Below are 16,766 nucleotides of genomic sequence, written 5' to 3' on the forward strand. Positions count from 1 at the left end.
CGGTAGTGTCGGCCGCTGGCCTGCAACACGGCACACGCCCGCAGATTCCGGCAGGTTGCCGGCCAGCGGCCGGCACTACCGAATGCGTTGCATGACCATGGTCATACGGCATTGGCCGGGGTGATTGGCTACCATTGTCACCCCGTCGCTGCCGCGACGGCATCCAGCCACGCCGCGCCCGCGGCCCCGCCAGACAACTCCCTCCCCGCTGCCCGTGGTGCCGTGAACGCGCCGACGGGCCCGCATGTCCCTGCGCGCGCAGGGCGCAGGATGCCCCATGTCTGTCGCCGAAAATTCCCGCTTCCGTCGTGCCCGCCTGTTATGGGCGGTGCTGGCCATCGCCCTCGTCGCCGTTCTGGCGTGGTGGCTGTGGCCCCGGAATGGTGCCGGCAGCAGCGACGATGCGCCGGGCAAAACGGTGCCGGTACGCGTGGCACGCGCCAGCGCCGAGCCGCTGGTGCTGCGCCTGAAGGCGGTCGGTACGGTCACCCCGCTGCACAGCGTGGTGGTACGCAGCCGCGTGGATGGCGAACTGCTACGGCTGCATTTCCAGGAAGGCCAGCAGGTGAAGGCCGGCGATCTGCTGGCGCAGATCGACCCGCGCCCGTATGAAGTGAAGCTGGCACAGGCGCAGGGTACCCAGCAGCAGAATCTGGCCGAGCTGGAAAACGCTGAGCGCCAGCTGCAGCGCTACCGCGAACTGCAGAAGCAGAACTACGTGTCCGGGCAGGAACTGAGCGACCAGCAGAGCAAGGTGCGCCAGCTGCAGGGCCGCCGCCTCAGCGATCAGGCGTCTGTTGATGAAGCGCGCCTGCAGCTGCAGTACACCCGCATCACCGCGCCGGTCAGTGGCCGCGTCGGGCTGCGCCGTTTGGACGTGGGCAACCTGGTGCGCGCCAGCGATGCCGAAGGCCTGGTGACGCTGGCGCAGACCGCGCCGATCAGCGTGCTGTTCACCGTGCCCGAACCCGAGCTGCCTGCGCTGCTCGATGCCGTGCAGGCGCAACCGGCACTGGCGGTGGAAACCTGGGACCGCGAAGAACGCCGGCAGCTGGCCCGCGGCTCGCTGTCCAGCGTCGACAACCGCATCGATACCACCACCGGCACGTTGAAACTGCGTGCGCACTTCGACAACCACGATCTGGCGCTGTTCCCCAACCAGTTCGTCAACGTCCGCCTGCAGCTGGGCGAGCAGCCCGCGCTGCTGATTCCCGATGCCGCCGTGCAGTTCGGCAGCCAGGGCAACTACGTGCATATCGTCGACAAGGACAGCAAGGCACAACGCCGCACCGTGGTGCTCGGTCCAGCCGATGATGGACGCGTGGCCGTGCGCTCCGGGCTGGCCGCAGGGGACAAGGTGGTGATCGAAGGCATCGACGGGCTGGAAGACGGCACGGCGGTGGAGATCATCACCGAGGAGGCCGCGACCAAGGCCGGCGCATGAACCTCTCGCGCCCGTTCATCCTGCGCCCGGTCGCAACGACTCTCCTGATGGTGGCGCTGCTGCTGTCCGGCGTGCTGGCCTATCGCCTGCTGCCGGTGGCGGCGCTGCCGCAGGTCGATTACCCGATCATCCAGATCACCACGCTGTATCCGGGGGCCAGCCCCGAACTGACCACACGCACCATCACCGCACCGCTGGAGCGCCAGCTCGGCCAGATTCCCGGCCTGAAACAACTGTCGTCGACCAGTTCCGGTGGCGCCTCGGTCATTACCCTGCAGTTCGGGCTGGAGGTGTCGCTGGGTGTGGCCGAGCAGGACGTGCAGGCCGCCATCAACGCGGCGGGCAGCTTCCTGCCCGGGGACCTGCCGGTGCCGCCGGTGTACCGCAAGGTCAACCCGGCCGACACCCCCATCCTGACCTTGGCGGTGACCTCGCAAGGCCTGTCGCTGCCGCAGGTGCACGATCTGGTGGATACGCGCATCGCCCAGCGCCTGGCGCAGTTGCCCGGCGTCGGCCTGGTCAGCCTGGCCGGTGGCCAGCGCCCGGCGGTGCGCATCCAGGTCAATCCAGCGGCGCTGGCCGCCAACAACCTGGGCATGGACCACATCCGCACCGCCATCGCCGCCGCCAACGTCAACCTGCCCAAGGGCAGTTTCGATGGCCCGATCCGCGCGGTGATGCTCGATGCCAACGATCAGATGCGCAGCGTGGATGAGTACCGTGCCCTGATACTGGCCTGGCGCGACGGCGCGCCGCTGCGGCTGGGCGATGTAGCCACCATTACCGATGGCGCCGAGAACCGCCAGTTGGCTGCGTGGAGCGGTACCACGCCGGCAGTGCTGGTGAACATCCAGCGCCAGCCCGGCGCCAACGTGATCGCCGTGGTCGAGCAGGTGCGTACGCTGCTGCCGCAGCTGCAGGCCACGCTGCCCGCCGGCGTGCAGATGAATGTACTGAGCGACCGCACCGAATCGATCCGCGCGTCGGTGCGCGGCGTGCAGAAAGAACTGGTACTGGCCATCGGCCTGGTGGTGCTGGTCACCTGGGTGTTCCTGCGCAATCTGCCGGCCACGCTCATTCCCAGCGTCGCGGTGCCGCTGTCGCTCATCGGCACCTTCGCGGTGATGCTGCTGGCCGGCTATTCGCTCAACAACCTCACGCTGATGGCGCTGACCATCGCCACCGGCTTCGTGGTGGACGACGCCATCGTGATGCTGGAGAACATCGCCCGCCATCTGGAGGAAGGCGAAAGCCCCCGCGATGCAGCGCTGAAAGGCGCAGCCGAGATCGGCTTCACCCTGGTGTCGCTGACTGTTTCGCTGATCGCGGTGCTGATCCCGCTGCTGTTCATGGCCGACCTGGTGGGTGCACTGTTCCATGAGTTCGCAGTGACACTGGCGGTAGCCATCAGCATTTCGCTGGTGGTCTCGCTGACGCTGACGCCGATGCTGTGCGCGCGGTTCCTGAAGCCGCACGCGAAGACTGCACATGCGCCCGATGTCTTCGACCGCGTCATCAGCCTCTACGACCGCCAGCTGCGCTGGGTGCTGCAGCGCCAGCCGCTGATGTTGCTGGCCACCGTTGCCACCCTCGCACTGACCGTGGCGCTGTACTTCGCCGTGCCCAAGGGTTTCTTCCCGGTGCAGGATGCCGGCCTGGTGCAGGGCATCAGCGAAGCGCCGCAGGCGATCTCATTCCAGGCCATGCGCCAGCGCCAGCAGGCGCTGGCGGCGGCCATCGAAGCCGACGAGGCGGTGGCCAGCGTCTCGTCCTACATCGGCGTGGACGGCAACAACGCCACGCTCAATACCGGCCGCCTGCTGATCGAGTTGAAACCGCACGGCGACCGCGACGGCGCCGCCGTGGTGATGGCGCGCCTGCAACAGCGCGTATCGAGTATCCCCGGCATCACCCTGTACCTGCAGCCGGTGCAGGAGCTGGGCATCGAAGACCGCATCAGCCGCACCCAGTACCAGTTCACCCTGACCACGCCGGATCTTGAAACACTGGAACGCTGGACCCCGAAGCTGCTGCAGGCGCTACGCCAGCAACCTGCACTGCGCGATGTCGCCAGCGATCTGCAGATGCAGGGCCGGCAGGCGCGCGTGGCGATCGACCGCGATGCGGCGGCGCGCCTGGGCGTAAGCGTGGAAGCAGTAGCCGATGCGCTGTACGACGCCTATGGGCAGCGCCAGATTTCGACCATCTTCACCCAGGCCAGCCAGTACCGGGTGGTGCTGGAGGCCGATCCTTCACGACAGCCCGGGCCGGAGGCGATCACGGGCCTGCGTGTGCGCAGCAGCAGTGGGCAGACCGTGCCGCTGGGTGCGGTGGCGCGAGTAGAGGTGGGTCCGTCCGCACTGCTACGCAATCACGTGGGCCAGTTCCCGGCGGCCACGCTGTCGTTCAACCTTGCCCCGGGCGCTTCGCTGGGCGAAGCGGTGGAGGCTGTGCACGCCGCGCGCGCACAGGTGAACCTGCCGCAGAGCATCGAACTTCGCCTGCAGGGTGCCGCAGCGGCCTTCAGCAGCTCGCTGTCGTCCACACTGTGGCTGATCCTGGCCGCGGTGGTGGTGATGTACATCGTGCTGGGCGTGCTCTACGAGAGCTTCATCCACCCCATCACCATCCTCTCCACCCTGCCCTCGGCCACCGTCGGTGCGCTGGCTGCGCTGTGGGTAAGCGGACGCAGCCTGGACCTGATCGCGGTGATCGGCATCGTGCTGCTGATCGGCCTGGTGAAGAAGAACGCGATCATGATGATCGACTTCGCGCTGGACGCGCAGCGCACACGCGGCATGTCACCGCGCGAGGCGATCCATCAGGCCGCGCTGCTGCGTTTCCGGCCGATCCTGATGACCACGCTGGCCGCGCTGTTCGGCGCAGTGCCGCTGATGCTGGCCAGTGGTTCCGGCGCAGAGCTGCGGCAGCCACTCGGCTGGGTGATGGTGGGGGGGCTGCTGGTCAGCCAGGTACTGACCCTGTTCACCACGCCGGTGATCTACCTGGCCTTTGATCGCCTGCAGCGAGGCCGTGCGACGTCCCCGGTGGCCGTTGACGAGGCGCGCGCGTGACCCCCATCGCGCGCCTGGCGCAGGCCTGCGTGCAGCGCCCAGTAGCGACGATCCTGCTGGCGGTGGCGCTGGTGCTGGCCGGCCTGCTGGCATTGCGCCTGTTGCCGGTGGCGCCGCTGCCACAGGTCGATTACCCCGCCATTGAAGTCAGTGCCAGCCTGCCCGGCGCCTCGCCCGAGTCGATGGCAGCCACCGTCGCCACGCCGCTGGAGCGCGCACTGGGCAGCCTGCCCGGCATCTCACGCATCGACTCGGCCAGCACCCAGGGCCAGACCCAGATCGAACTGAAGTTCGTACTCGGCCGCGACATCGATGAGGCAGCGCGTGAAGTGCAGGCCGCCATCAATCTTGCACGCGGGCAGTTGCCCAGTGGCATGCCCGGCATGCCGCAGTACCGCAAGGTCAATCCCTCACAGGCACCGATCCTGGCGCTGGCACTGACCTCGGACACGCGTTCGCCAGGCCAGCTGTATGACCTGGCCTCCACCGTGCTGGCGCAGAAGCTGTCGCAGGTACCGGGCGTGGGCGAAGTGCAGGTGGGCGGCAGCGCCTTGCCCGCCGTGCGTGTATCGCTGGACCCGAATGCACTGAACCATGCAGGCCTGGCGCTGGAGGACGTGGCCCAGGCCATCGGCCGCGCCAACGCCATGCGCCCGCTGGGTGCCGTGGGCGATGACCGCCAGCAGTGGCAGCTGGAAGCGCCGCTGCAGCTGCGCCAGGCCGCGCAGTACCGCGAACTGGCTCTGAAGGTGAGCGACGACCGCACGCTGCGGCTGGGCGATGTCGCCGCCGTTGCCGATGGCGTGGAAGACCGTTACGCCAGCGGCTTCCACAACGAACGCCCGGCCGTGCTGCTGATCGTCAGCCGCCAACCCGGCGCCAACATCATCGCCACCGTCGATGCCATCCAGGCCCAGCTGCCCCAGCTGCATGCACTGCTGCCCTCCGGCGTGGACATGCGGCTGGTGATGGACCGCTCGCCGGTAATCCGCGCCACCCTGCATGAGGCAGAGCTCACCCTGGTGCTGGCGATCGTACTGGTGGTGCTGGTGGTGCTGGCCTTCCTCGGCCACTGGCGTGCTGCACTGGTGCCCAGCGTGGCGATTCCGGTGGTGCTGTTCGGTACGCTGGCGCTGATCGCGCTGATGGGCTTCTCGCTCAACACGCTCTCGCTGACGGCGTTGATTGTCGCGGCGGTGCTGGTGGTGGACGATGCCATCGTGGTGCTGGAGAACATCGCCCGCCATCGCGAGCTGGGCGCTGACCGCTGGCAGGCGGCGGTGCGTGGCGCATCGGAAGTCGGTGCCACGCTGCTGTCGATGAACGTTGCACTGGCCGTGGTGTTCGTCTCCATCCTGTTCCTGGACGACTTCGTCGAACGCCTGTTCCGCGAATTCTCGTTGACCCTGGTGGCGGCCATGACGGTCTCCGTGCTGGTCGCGCTGAGCCTGGTGCCGATGCTGTGTGCACGATTGTTCGTGGATGCCGCGCAGCAACCCTCGCGCTGGCAGCGGGGCAGCAATGCGCTGTTCGAACGTGTGCGCAGCGCCTACCTGCGCACGCTTCAGGCCAGCCTGCGCCGGCTGCGCTGGCCGTTGCTGGCCTTCGTTGCAGTCATCGCGCTTAACACGTGGCTGTTCCAGCAGGTGCCCAAGGGCATCGTGCCCAAGCAGGACACCGCGCAGCTGCGCGGCTTCGCGCGCGGCGATGACGGCCTGTCCTTCCAGGCCATGCAACCGAAGATCGATGCGTACAGGAAGCTGTTGCTGTCCGATCCGGCCATCGAGGACATCATCGGCTACATCGGTGGCAGCAACGGGGTCAACAACGCCTTCATCATGATCAAGATGAAGCCGCTGGCCGAGCGCAAGGTGTCCAGCCAACAGGTGATCGACCGCCTGCGCGCGCGGCTGCCCAAGCTGCCCGGCGGCAATCTCTATCTGTGGGTCGACCAGGACATCCGCCTGGAGGGCGCCGGCAGCAGCGGCAAGTACGAGTTCCAGCTGCTGTCGGCCGATACAGCACCACTGCGCGAATGGGCGCCGAAGGTGGCGGCCGCGCTGCGTGGCCTGCCCGAACTGGTGGACGTGGAAGCACAGGGTGAAGCGGGCATGCGCCAGGTGGTGCTGGATATCGACCGCGAAGCAGCCGCGCGCCACGGCGTCGACCTGCGCACGGTGGCCAACATGCTCAACAACTCCTTCAGCCAGCGCCAGGTCGCCACGCTGTACGACAGCCTCAACCAGTACCGCGTGGTGATGGAGTTGGACCCGAAGCACACCCAGGACCCGGGCACGCTGTCACGCCTGCAGGTGATCGATGGCAACGGCCAGCGCATTCCGCTGTCGAGCATCGCCAGCTGGCGCTATGGCATGGCACCGGACCGGGTGTACCACAGCGAGCAGTTCGCCTCGATCTGGATCGAGTTCGCACTGGCACCGGGGGTGGGCCTGGAACAGGCCACGCAGGCGATCGATGGTGCGATGTCGAAACTGATGCTGCCACGTTCGGTCCAGGGAAAACTGTCCGGCGAAGCCGGCGGCCTGGATCAGCTGCGCGCGCGCCAGCTATGGCTGGTGCTGGGCGCCACGCTGGCGGTCTACCTGGTGCTGGGCATCCTCTACGAGAGCTTCCTGCAGCCGCTGGTGATCCTGTCCACCCTGCCTTCGGCCGGTGTCGGTGCGCTGCTGGCGCTGTGGCTGTTCGGCAACGAACTGAACCTGATCGCCCTGCTCGGCCTGTTCCTGCTGGTGGGCGTGGTGATGAAGAACACCATCCTGCTGGTGGATTTCGCACTGGCCGGCGAGCGGCGCGGGCTGAGCGCGAAGGATTCAGTGATGGAAGCCGCACGGTTGCGCCTGCGGCCGATCCTGATGACCTCGCTGGCAGCGCTGCTGGGCACGCTGCCGCTGATGCTGGCCAATGGCGAAGGCTGGGAGCTGCGGCAACCGCTGGGCATTGCGATTGTCGGCGGCTTGCTGGTCAGCCAATGGTTGACGCTGTACACGACCCCGGCGATGTATCTGGCGTTGGCGAGGATTCGGGCGAAGCGGTGAAGGTGGGGCGGGGAATTCATCCACGCGTGGCGTGGATCTACCGTCAATGCCGCACGACGAACCCGCCGGACCGGCCGCTGGATGGCGCCTGCAGCTCCTCGTTGAAGGCTGCCTTGATGGCCTCGACCACCACGTCACGGTCCATGCCCTCACTGGTCACCAGCGCGTCGGCAACGTGCTGGGCAACATCTGCAAGAATTCGCCCCCAGGCACGTTCTTCGCGGATGTCAGGGCGATCCTCGTACAGCCCCACTTTCAATGATGCATGCAGCCCGCGCTCAGCGATCCACACGCGAATCATCTCGACCGAAGATTCGTCGCGTTGGGCAGCTTCAGGGATGATCAGTTCTTTCATGGCGGCAGCCGCAAGGAGAAGTGATCGCATTGTGGCCCACATCCATGCATGGCGTGGATCTACTGCGGACCTTGAGTAGAGTCGAGCTTGCTCGACTGCCGTTGGTGCACGTTTTTCCGCAGTCGAGCAAGCTCGACTCTACGTGTCCAAGGCGGATCATCGCACTGTGCGGACTGGACCACTTGGCGTGCCGGGTGCGACCCGACGGGCCCGCGACAAATGTGGCCTCCAGCGGTCGTAGCCGTCATTGCCGGGGACGGCGAATCGTCCACGCATGGCGTGGATCTACTGCCACCCCGGCGATGTACCTGGCGCTGTCGCTCATGCGCAGCGCCAGGCGCATCGCCGGTGCAGATGGGCCGGTCTCCAACTCCGACCGGCCCTGATCGCGGCCGCACCCCCGCAGGCGCTGGCCGCCATCCACACACGTGCCGCACTCAGGCGGCTTCCATCAAGCTGCTTCGGACACCTTCACGTCGCGACGGGCGCGCACGGCCGCAGCCAGTCGCTCCAGCACCGTCACGGTGGTGTCCCAGTCGATGCAGCCATCGGTGATGCTCTGCCCATAGACCAGCGGCTGGCCTTCCACCAGTTCCTGGCGGCCACCGACCAGATGGCTCTCGATCATCACGCCAACGATGCGCTGTTCGCCGTCTTCCAGCTGAACGGCGATGTCCTCGATCACCTTCGGCTGGTTCTCCGGGTTCTTCAGGCTGTTGGCATGGCTGGCGTCGATCATCAGGCGCGTCGGCAGCTTGGCCTTGGCCAGCACCTGGCAGGCCTCGGCAACACTGCCTGCGTCGTAGTTCGGCTGCTTGCCGCCGCGCAGGATCACATGGCAGTCCGGGTTGCCGGTGGTCGACACGATGGCGGTGCCACCCTGCTTGGTGACCGACAGGAAGTGATGCGGGTTGGATGCCGCACCCACGGCATCGGCCGCAATCTTCACGTTGCCATCGGTGCCGTTCTTGAAGCCGACCGGGCACGACAGCCCCGAGGCCAGCTCGCGATGCACCTGGCTTTCGGTGGTGCGTGCGCCGATCGCGCCCCATGCCACCAGGTCGGCGATGTACTGCGGCGAGATCACGTCGAGGAATTCGACGCCGGCCGGCAGGCCGAGTTTGTTGATGTCGCGCAGCAGGCCGCGGGCAATGCGCAGGCCCTTGTCGATCCTGAAGCTGCCGTCCAGGTCCGGGTCGTTGATCAGGCCCTTCCAGCCCACCGTGGTGCGCGGCTTCTCGAAGTACACGCGCATGACGATCTCCAGCTCACCGGCCAGCGCGTCACGCAGCGGCTTCAGGCGCTGGGCGTACTCGATGGCGGCGTTCGGGTCGTGGATCGAGCACGGGCCAACCACCACCGCCAGGCGGTCGTCACGGCCATGCAGGATCTGGTGCAGGGCCGCGCGCGAGGCGCTGACGGTGTCGGAAGCTTCATCGTCACAAGGCAGCATCGCCAGCAGCTGGGCAGGCGGTGTCAGCGGTTCGATGGTGCGGATACGCAGGTCGTCGGTGTGCGGGGGCATTGCAGGAGATCTCCGGAACGTTGGGGGCCCCCAGCGTGGCGGCATGAAAAAAGCCGCCAGGTTCGCTGGCGGCTTTCGGGAATGCGTCTGAAGCTTTCTTCAGGGTGAGCGCAGTCCTTCCTCCGCCAGTGGCTTCGGAAAGTAATACCAGTAAAAGCGGGTGGCGGCTGCGTTCATGGGATCTATTGATAGCACAGCTTTTGCGCAGTGCAAAATGTTTCATCCGCAACTGGGGACGCGGTTCAGCGAGGTGCGCACCAGCCATGCCTACGCGGCGGCAGCCACGCGAAGTTGCTCATTTACCATGCACTTCCACGTCCAGCAGCAGGCCCTCATGGATGTCGGCCCAGCGCTCCAGCACGCGGTCCAGCTCCTGCCTGGCTTCGTCCAGCTGCTCGGGGTTGAGCAGGGAACGCGCGGTGTAGAGGTCGGAAACCAACCGCCGCAGGGCCGATTCCGGGATGGCCACCGACGGCCCCTCCAGGCCCGGCAACTGCAACGCCGGGCTGTCGCCAAGAGGGCCGAACAGCGTGACCTGGAGCGTGCTCTGCATGATCGACTTCCCTGCGGATGGACATGGGCAATGCACTGTTTACCGTGTCTGGGTGACAGGCGCATGTGCCATCCATGCCGTGGGCTGCGCTATGCGAGCGCTCTTCGCGCCGCTACAACGCAGCCAGATCAGCCAGATGCTGGGCCATGTCGTCCACCGCGCCTACCGCATGGGTGGTGGTGAAGTAGTCGTGCCAGCCGGTGGCGGCGATGCCCGCCACCAGCGCGTCGGCCTCCTCGCGGCTGGCGCAGCACCAGACGGCATAGAACTGCTCACCACTGCCGTGCGGTACGTCCGTGGCAATGCGGCCCATCGCCAGCGGCGTGATGCGGGCTGGATCGAACTGCTGCATGCCGGCGCCAATACGGGCGAAGAAGGCATTCCGCTGCTCGGGCGGGAGTGCGGTCCAGGCTGGTGTGGCGGTGTAGAGCTCGATGAAGGTGTGCGACATGGTGGTTCGTCCTTGAGGTTTACGGGGTTGCGGGGTTGCCGGCCAGCGGCCGGCACTACCGGAACGAGCGCAATGCGCGTTTGCGGATGTAGGCGTTGGCGTCGCTGTGGCGCTCGTGCTGCCAACGCGTGCACAGCTCGCGCAGCCACTGCGGATGAGTCTTGCCGGCGTCATTGAGCCAGTTGCCGACCGAATCCTGCACATAGCGTTCCGGGTCGTCAGCCAGTGCTTCCAACATGGGTAACGCAAGTTCCGGATGCTGCTTGAACAGTGCGATATGCGTGGCCCAGACACCGCGTGGGCGCAGCGCTTCACAGGCGAAGCGGCGCAGGTACGGCGATGTTTCCTGTGTCCAGGGTTGCAGGTACTCAAGCGCCTGCATCGGCGCGGCAACGATGTCCGTGCGTAGCGCCAGCCACGCCCATTCGCGCACACCGAAGTGTGGGTCATCGGCCAGCGTGCGCATCTGCTGCAGCTTCTCTGCCAACGTTGCGTGGGCATCGTTGCCGACCAGATAGCAGGCCCAGCCACGCACGGTATCGGAGCTGTGATCCTGCCAGAACTCAGGCGCGCCCTGCCCCGCCTCACGCAGCAGTTGCGCGGCCAGGGCCATGCGCAGCGTGATGCCCTTGCCTGAGGCATCCCGCATGCGTTGCAGCGCTTCCGGTGCAAGCGCAGGCGCCACCACCTGCAGCAACGCGGCGAAATCCACTGCCAGGCATTCGGCCAGATGGGCGGTGGCAACGCGACCGGTGTTGAGTTCATGCAGGCGTTGCGCCGCAATCGCCGGGCTCATGCTGCAGACTCTCGTCCAGCATCGGTGTGCTGCCAGACCTTGTGCAGCAACCGCGACAGCTGCTGCTGTTCATCGGTATCCAGACCATTGAACAGGCCTCCGATCCACTGTGTGTGCTGGTCAAACAGTGTCTCGGCCAAGCGTTTTCCCCGTGCGGTCAATACGATCTGCAGGCGACGGCCATCCTCAGCATCGCTGCGACGCTGCAGCAGTTCTTCGCGCTGCAGGCCATCGAGCAGGCCGCTGATGGTGGCGCGGGTCACGCCTGCGCGTTCGGCCAGCTCGTGGGGCGACAACGTGCCACCGGCCCCATGCAGCAGGAACAACACGATGAAGCGACCCTCACTGAGCCCGTGTGGCGCCAGCCGGGTGGCGCAATCGTGGTCGATGGACGACGACAACGACAGCAGCTGGAAGCACAGGCGCAGCTGCGCAACATTGGCATGGCCGCGTCGCAGCGCCTCTTCCAGCAGGGCATTGTGCTTGGCTTCGATCATCTCGTGATGAGCATATGATTAGGCGCCTAATCATATGCCATCCCCTTCGGCGTGGCTACCAGTCCATCACCTTCGCCGCCGGCCCGGGATGCGACGGAAACAACGGCAGTACCTCCTCGGCCAGCTCCTGCAGCACCTCGCCGGCAGGCCGCTCGGCGAACTGGATCCCCAGTGCGGCATGGTTGACGCCGGCCCGCTGCCAGGCCTGCAGCAGATCGATCAGACCCTTGCGGCCGGTGCGCAGGGTGAAGCCACCCCGCAACGGCATGCGTGGATGATCCGGATCGTCCACCAGGTCGATCCATTCGTTGGTCATGTGCGGACGGAAGCCGCCGTCCGGAATCAGCGCGCGCCAGGCGCCGATCTTCGCGGCCAGCCGCTGCGGACCGGCGTTGTCATGGGTGGCCTCTGGATAGGTCAGCCACCCATCGGCATGCTGGCCGATCCACTCCAGTGGCTGACGTGCGCCACCGGTGACAACCAGCGGAACGCGGCCACTGACCGTGGGCGGCAGCAACTGCACGCCCTGCCCGGCACCGGCGTGTGTCATCCGCCCATCCGTGCCCGGTTGCAGCCAACGGCGCATCTCGTTCATTGCGGTGGCGAAACGCTCTCCGCGCGCCGCGTGCTCCAGTCCATAGGCCGGGAACTCCAGCGGTCGATCACCGGACGCCACACCCATCACCAGCCGCCCACCGGACAGCTGATCGATCGACGCCGCGGCCTTGGCCAGATCGATCGGATGGCGAAGTGGCAGCACCACGCTGCCGGTGGCCAGGGCCACGCGCTGTGTGCGCGCTGCCAGCCACGCAAGGTAGGTGAATGGATCGAACAGCTGGCCTGCATCACCGAACAGCGGATCGAACAGCGGCACGTCGCGCACCCATACCGCGGCAAAGTTGTGGCGGTCGATCTCCTCCACCAGCCGCGCCTGGCCCTGCAGCACGGCCATGTCGCCCTGGTAGAAGCGCAGCGGCAGGTAGATGCCCAGCGTCAGTGCATCGGCGCGGAACATGCGCTGGTAGCCCGGGTGCGCGGCAAAGACCGGCGCCGACGCGCCCGGCATCGCAATGGAATCATTCATCAGCATCGCCTCCTTACGGACCGGTGGCCGGCTCGGGCAGCTGCACGCCGCGCTGTACCGCAGGGCGTGCTGCAACCCGCGCGTACCACGCATCCAGATGGCGATGCCGCGACAAATCGATGTCGATGATGCGGGCGATATGCAGCCAGCCGAAGTGGGCGATGTCGGCAATCGAGTAGTGATCGCCAGCCAACCACTCGCGTCCCTGCAGGCGCTGGTCGAGTACGCCGAACAGCTCGTCGCTCAGGCGGCGGTAGCGTTCGATTGCCGCGGAATCGGGCTGTTGTGCGAAATGCTCGAAGTGCACGCGCTGGCCGAGGATCGGGCCGACGCTGGCGGCATGGAACATCAGCCAGGTCAGCGTCTCCCAGCGCGCAGCCGGTTCGGAAGGCAGCAACGCATTGCCCTGTTCGGCCAGGTACATCAGGATCGCCGCCGATTCGAAGACAACGATGCCGCGCGCGCGATCTTCCAGCACGGGAATGCGGCCATGCGGGTTGAGCCGCAGGAAGTCGGGATGGCGATGTTCGCCATCGGCGATGTGGACGTGGTGAAGGCGATAGGGAAGACCCAGCTCTTCCAGTGCGATGGTGGCCTTGAAGCCATTGGGAGAACTGTCGGAGTACAGGTGCAGCGAAGGTTCGTTCATGGGAATCCTGGACGGCAGGGAGCGACGGCAGGTACCGGCCGTTGAAGGTGGCCGGGCGATGCGGGAACGGGCGCTGCAGCAGCCGTGCAGGCAGTCTAGGAAAGGCCTGCGTCGCGGGGAAACGATGTCTTCTGCACGGGGAGTTGAGCGGGGCTCAACGTGCGCGACGCGCGCGCGACAGGCTGCAGTGTGGTCGATATGCTGTCGCAGCGCGGCGCGTGCCGACGCGGTTACAGGAGAGTGGAGATGGGTGCGGTGCTGCCGCTGCTGGGCCTGCGGGCCTTCGTTGAAACCGGCCGACATGGCAGCCTGACCGCCGCCGCCGATGCGATGGGGGTGACACCTGGTGCAATCAGCCAGCAGCTTCGACAGCTGCAGGAGCGGCTGGGCGTGAGCCTGTTCGACCGCACCCGGCATGGCGTGGTGCTCAGTGCAGCCGGCGCGCGCGTGTATCCGGAGCTGCTGCAGGCCTTCGATCAGATCGCACAGAGCCTGCAGACACTCGAACGCTGGGAAACCCGGTGCACGCTACGCATCAGCGCGGCACCGAGCTTCGCCGCACAGTGGTTGGCGCCGCGACTGGGCCGGTTCAGTGCGTTGCATCCGCAGGTGGACGTGCAGCTGGACTCGAGCGCGGCGTTGGTCGACCTGCGCCGCGAGGGGGTGGACATCGCGATCCGTCATGGACTGGGCCGCTACCCTGGCCTGCATGCCGAGCATCTTCTGGCGCCGGTACTGCTGCCGGTGGCCAGCCCTGCGCTGCTGGCCAGCGCGCCTGCCGTGGGTACGGTGCAGGATTGCCTGCAGCTGCCGCTGCTGCAGGACGCCGACCGCAGCGACTGGCGGCTGTGGTTCCAGGCACTGGATCTACCCGTCGATGAACGACTGGAGCGCGGCCCTGCGTTCGATGACGACCTGTTGCTGATCCGCGCGGCGGTGGCCGGGCAAGGCATCGCCCTGGTGCGCGACATCCACGCGGCCGAAGAACTCGCCAATGGCCGGCTGCAGGTGGTGATCGACCAGCCCTGGCCACAGGCCTTTGCCTACTACGCGGTGACGCGTGCGGACGGCGAGGCCAACGCGGCGATACCTGCTTTCATGACCTGGTTGCATGCAGCATTGATGACGCCGCAGGCAGCAGGCACACACACCCTGCAGGACGCAGGATAAGCCGCTCGAAAAGCGATGCCATTGCAGCCGGCCACAAAAAAACCCCGCCTTGCAGCGGGGTTTTTCATTGCGGTGCGAATGCGGGGACTTAGAAGTCCATGCCGCCCATGCCACCCATGCCGCCCATGCCACCGGCGCCACCCATGGCCGGCTCGTCCTTCTTCGGAGCTTCGGCAACCATGGCTTCGGTGGTGATCATCAGGCCAGCGATCGAGGCCGCGTTCTGCAGCGCCGAACGGGTCACCTTGGTCGGGTCCAGGATGCCGAACTGCAGCATGTCGCCGAACTCGCCGGTGGCGGCGTTGTAGCCGAAGCTGCCGGTGCCTTCCTTGACCTTGTTGATGATGACCGACGGCTCGTCACCGGCGTTGGCAACGATCTCGCGCAGCGGGGCTTCCATCGCACGCAGGGCGATCTGGATGCCGTGGTTCTGGTCTTCGTTGGCGCCCTTCAGGCCGGCCAGCGCGGTGATCGCGCGGACCAGGGCAACGCCGCCGCCCGGAACCACGCCTTCTTCAACGGCCGCACGGGTGGCGTGCAGGGCGTCGTCGACGCGATCCTTCTTTTCCTTCATTTCGATTTCGGTCGAGGCGCCGACCTTGATCACGGCAACACCGCCGGCCAGCTTGGCCACGCGTTCCTGCAGCTTCTCGCGGTCGTAATCCGAGGAGGTGTCCTGGATCTGGGTCTTGATCTGCGCCACGCGTGCATCAACGTTGGCCTTGTCGCCGACGCCGTCGATGATGGTGGTGTTCTCCTTGGAGACCTGCACCTTCTTGGCGCGGCCCAGGTCCTTGATGGTGGCCTTCTCCAGCGACAGGCCGACTTCTTCGGAGATCACGGTGCCGCCGGTCAGCACGGCCATGTCTTCCAGCATCGCCTTGCGACGGTCGCCGAAGCCCGGCGCCTTGACGGCCACGACCTTGACGATGCCACGGATGGTGTTGACGACCAGGGTGGCCAGCGCTTCGCCTTCAACTTCCTCGGCCACGATCAGCAGCGGCTTGCCGGCCTTGGCGACGCCTTCCAGCACCGGCAGCAGGTCACGGACGTTGGAGATCTTCTTGTCGTGCAGCAGGATGAACGGGTCATCCAGGTCAGCGGTCTGCGACTGCTGGTTGTTGATGAAGTACGGCGACAGGTAGCCGCGGTCGAACTGCATGCCCTTGACCACGTCCAGCTCGTTGTCCAGGCCCGAGCCTTCTTCAACGGTGATGACGCCTTCCTTGCCGACTTCCTTCATCGCGTCAGCGATGATCTGGCCGATCGACTCGTCCGAGTTGGCCGAGATGGTACCGACCTGGGCGATCGCCTTGTCGTCGGCGGTCGGCTTGGAGATGTTCTTCAGCTCGGCGACGGCGGCCGAAACGGCCTTGTCGATACCGCGCTTGAGGTCCATCGGGTTCATGCCGGCGGCAACGGCCTTGGCGCCTTCGCGGATCAGGGCCTGGGCCAGCACGGTGGCGGTGGTGGTGCCGTCGCCGGCATCGTCGTTGGTGCGCGAAGCAACTTCCTTCACCATCTGCGCGCCCATGTTCTCGAACTTGTCAGCCAGTTCGATTTCCTTGGCGACGGAGACGCCGTCCTTGGTGATGGTCGGGGCGCCGAAGCTCTTTTCCAGCACGACGTTGCGGCCCTTCGGGCCCAGGGTGGCCTTGACGGCATTGGCGAGAACGTTGACGCCGCGCACCATGCGCGAACGGGCGTCTTCACCGAAACGAATATCCTTGGCAGCCATTGCATTTACCTCATTGGTAGCGCCGGACGATGCCCGGCGGCTGGGAGTTTGGGATCAGGTTGAAACAGGTCGCGCCGAGGCTCAGCCGATGACGGCGAGCACGTCGTCTTCGCGCAGGACCTTGTATTCGACGCCTTCGCTCTTGTACGAGCTGCCGGCGTACTGGCCATAGATGACCTTGTCGCCGACCTTCAGCGACGGCGCGCGCACGTTGCCGTTGTCCAGCGGCTTGCCCGGGCCGACGGCCACGACCTCACCCTTGGTGGACTTTTCCTTGGCCGAGTCGGGGATGACGATGCCACCGGCGGAGATTTCGTCGGCTTCGATCGGCTTGACCACAACGCGGTCGTGCAGCGGCTTGATGCTCATAGGAG

General features: G+C 66.4%; 14 protein-coding genes. 4 read left to right on the forward strand and 10 right to left on the reverse strand.

The annotated features are described in order from the left end of the window. Nucleotides 1-277 precede the first annotated feature (277 nt). From ACZK3J_RS20295 to ACZK3J_RS20305, 3 genes are read left to right on the forward strand one after another with little or no spacing between them, the layout of a single operon-like run. Nucleotides 278-1,444 carry an MdtA/MuxA family multidrug efflux RND transporter periplasmic adaptor subunit gene (locus tag ACZK3J_RS20295; protein ID WP_012512239.1) on the forward strand — a complete coding sequence of 389 codons (1,167 nt, stop codon included), beginning with the start codon at nt 278-280 and terminating at the stop codon, nt 1,442-1,444. Continuing rightward, nucleotides 1,441-4,518, forward strand: coding sequence for a multidrug efflux RND transporter permease subunit (locus tag ACZK3J_RS20300; RefSeq protein WP_049461954.1), 3,078 nt, complete (start codon nt 1,441-1,443; stop codon nt 4,516-4,518). Before ACZK3J_RS20295 ends, ACZK3J_RS20300 begins: the two co-directional genes overlap by 4 nt. Beyond that, on the forward strand, nt 4,515-7,574 hold the full coding sequence (locus ACZK3J_RS20305; RefSeq protein ID WP_080356513.1) for an efflux RND transporter permease subunit: 3,060 nt from the start codon (nt 4,515-4,517) through the stop codon (nt 7,572-7,574). The genes ACZK3J_RS20300 and ACZK3J_RS20305 overlap by 4 nt, the downstream gene beginning before the upstream one ends. A 43-nt stretch (nt 7,575-7,617) precedes the next feature. On the opposite strand, the gene ACZK3J_RS20310 is transcribed toward ACZK3J_RS20305, so the two are convergent. The 8 genes from ACZK3J_RS20310 to ACZK3J_RS20345 all read right to left on the reverse strand — a co-directional run bounded on the left by ACZK3J_RS20310 (nt 7,618) and on the right by ACZK3J_RS20345 (nt 13,484). Then, on the reverse strand, nt 7,618-7,929 hold the full coding sequence (locus ACZK3J_RS20310) for a DUF5076 domain-containing protein (RefSeq protein ID WP_080356512.1): 312 nt from the start codon (nt 7,927-7,929) through the stop codon (nt 7,618-7,620). Nucleotides 7,930-8,380: 451 nt separating this feature from the next. Further along, nucleotides 8,381-9,454, reverse strand: coding sequence for a 3-deoxy-7-phosphoheptulonate synthase (locus ACZK3J_RS20315; RefSeq protein WP_049462798.1), 1,074 nt, complete (start codon nt 9,452-9,454; stop codon nt 8,381-8,383). A gap of 295 nt (nt 9,455-9,749) precedes the next feature. Beyond that, nucleotides 9,750-10,007: a hypothetical protein gene (locus ACZK3J_RS20320; RefSeq protein ID WP_005414620.1), complete on the reverse strand. Its 258-nt coding sequence runs from the start codon at nt 10,005-10,007 to the stop codon at nt 9,750-9,752. A 112-nt stretch (nt 10,008-10,119) separates the two neighbouring features. Continuing rightward, nucleotides 10,120-10,458 (reverse strand): DUF6616 family protein, encoded by a 339-nt coding sequence (locus ACZK3J_RS20325; protein ID WP_149908988.1) that lies wholly within the window; start codon nt 10,456-10,458, stop codon nt 10,120-10,122. Nucleotides 10,459-10,513: 55 nt separating this feature from the next. Continuing rightward, nucleotides 10,514-11,254 (reverse strand): DNA alkylation repair protein, encoded by a 741-nt coding sequence (locus tag ACZK3J_RS20330; RefSeq protein ID WP_049462800.1) that lies wholly within the window; start codon nt 11,252-11,254, stop codon nt 10,514-10,516. Continuing rightward, a complete protein-coding gene (locus tag ACZK3J_RS20335; protein ID WP_049462801.1) occupies nt 11,251-11,751 on the reverse strand; it encodes a MarR family winged helix-turn-helix transcriptional regulator in 501 nt (166 codons plus the stop codon). The genes ACZK3J_RS20330 and ACZK3J_RS20335 overlap by 4 nt, the downstream gene beginning before the upstream one ends. Nucleotides 11,752-11,806: 55 nt before the next feature. Further along, a complete protein-coding gene (locus tag ACZK3J_RS20340) occupies nt 11,807-12,835 on the reverse strand; it encodes an LLM class oxidoreductase (protein WP_049462807.1) in 1,029 nt (342 codons plus the stop codon). Between the two features lie 13 nt (nt 12,836-12,848). Beyond that, a complete protein-coding gene (locus ACZK3J_RS20345; protein ID WP_049462802.1) occupies nt 12,849-13,484 on the reverse strand; it encodes a glutathione S-transferase family protein in 636 nt (211 codons plus the stop codon). Nucleotides 13,485-13,730: 246 nt separating this feature from the next. Between ACZK3J_RS20345 and ACZK3J_RS20350 the strand changes: the two genes are divergently transcribed. Further along, a complete protein-coding gene (locus ACZK3J_RS20350; RefSeq protein WP_049462803.1) occupies nt 13,731-14,654 on the forward strand; it encodes a LysR substrate-binding domain-containing protein in 924 nt (307 codons plus the stop codon). A gap of 88 nt (nt 14,655-14,742) precedes the next feature. On the opposite strand, the gene groL is transcribed toward ACZK3J_RS20350, so the two are convergent. Both groL and ACZK3J_RS20360 read right to left on the reverse strand, forming a co-directional pair. Next, a complete protein-coding gene (gene groL / locus ACZK3J_RS20355; RefSeq protein ID WP_005411226.1) occupies nt 14,743-16,392 on the reverse strand; it encodes a chaperonin GroEL in 1,650 nt (549 codons plus the stop codon). 81 nt (nt 16,393-16,473) lie between these two features. Beyond that, entirely contained in the window at nt 16,474-16,761 is a 288-nt protein-coding gene (locus ACZK3J_RS20360; protein WP_005411227.1) for a co-chaperone GroES, read from the reverse strand. Nucleotides 16,762-16,766: the final 5 nt, after the last annotated feature.

The organism is Stenotrophomonas sp. 86428_Sma (genome assembly GCF_056481585.1).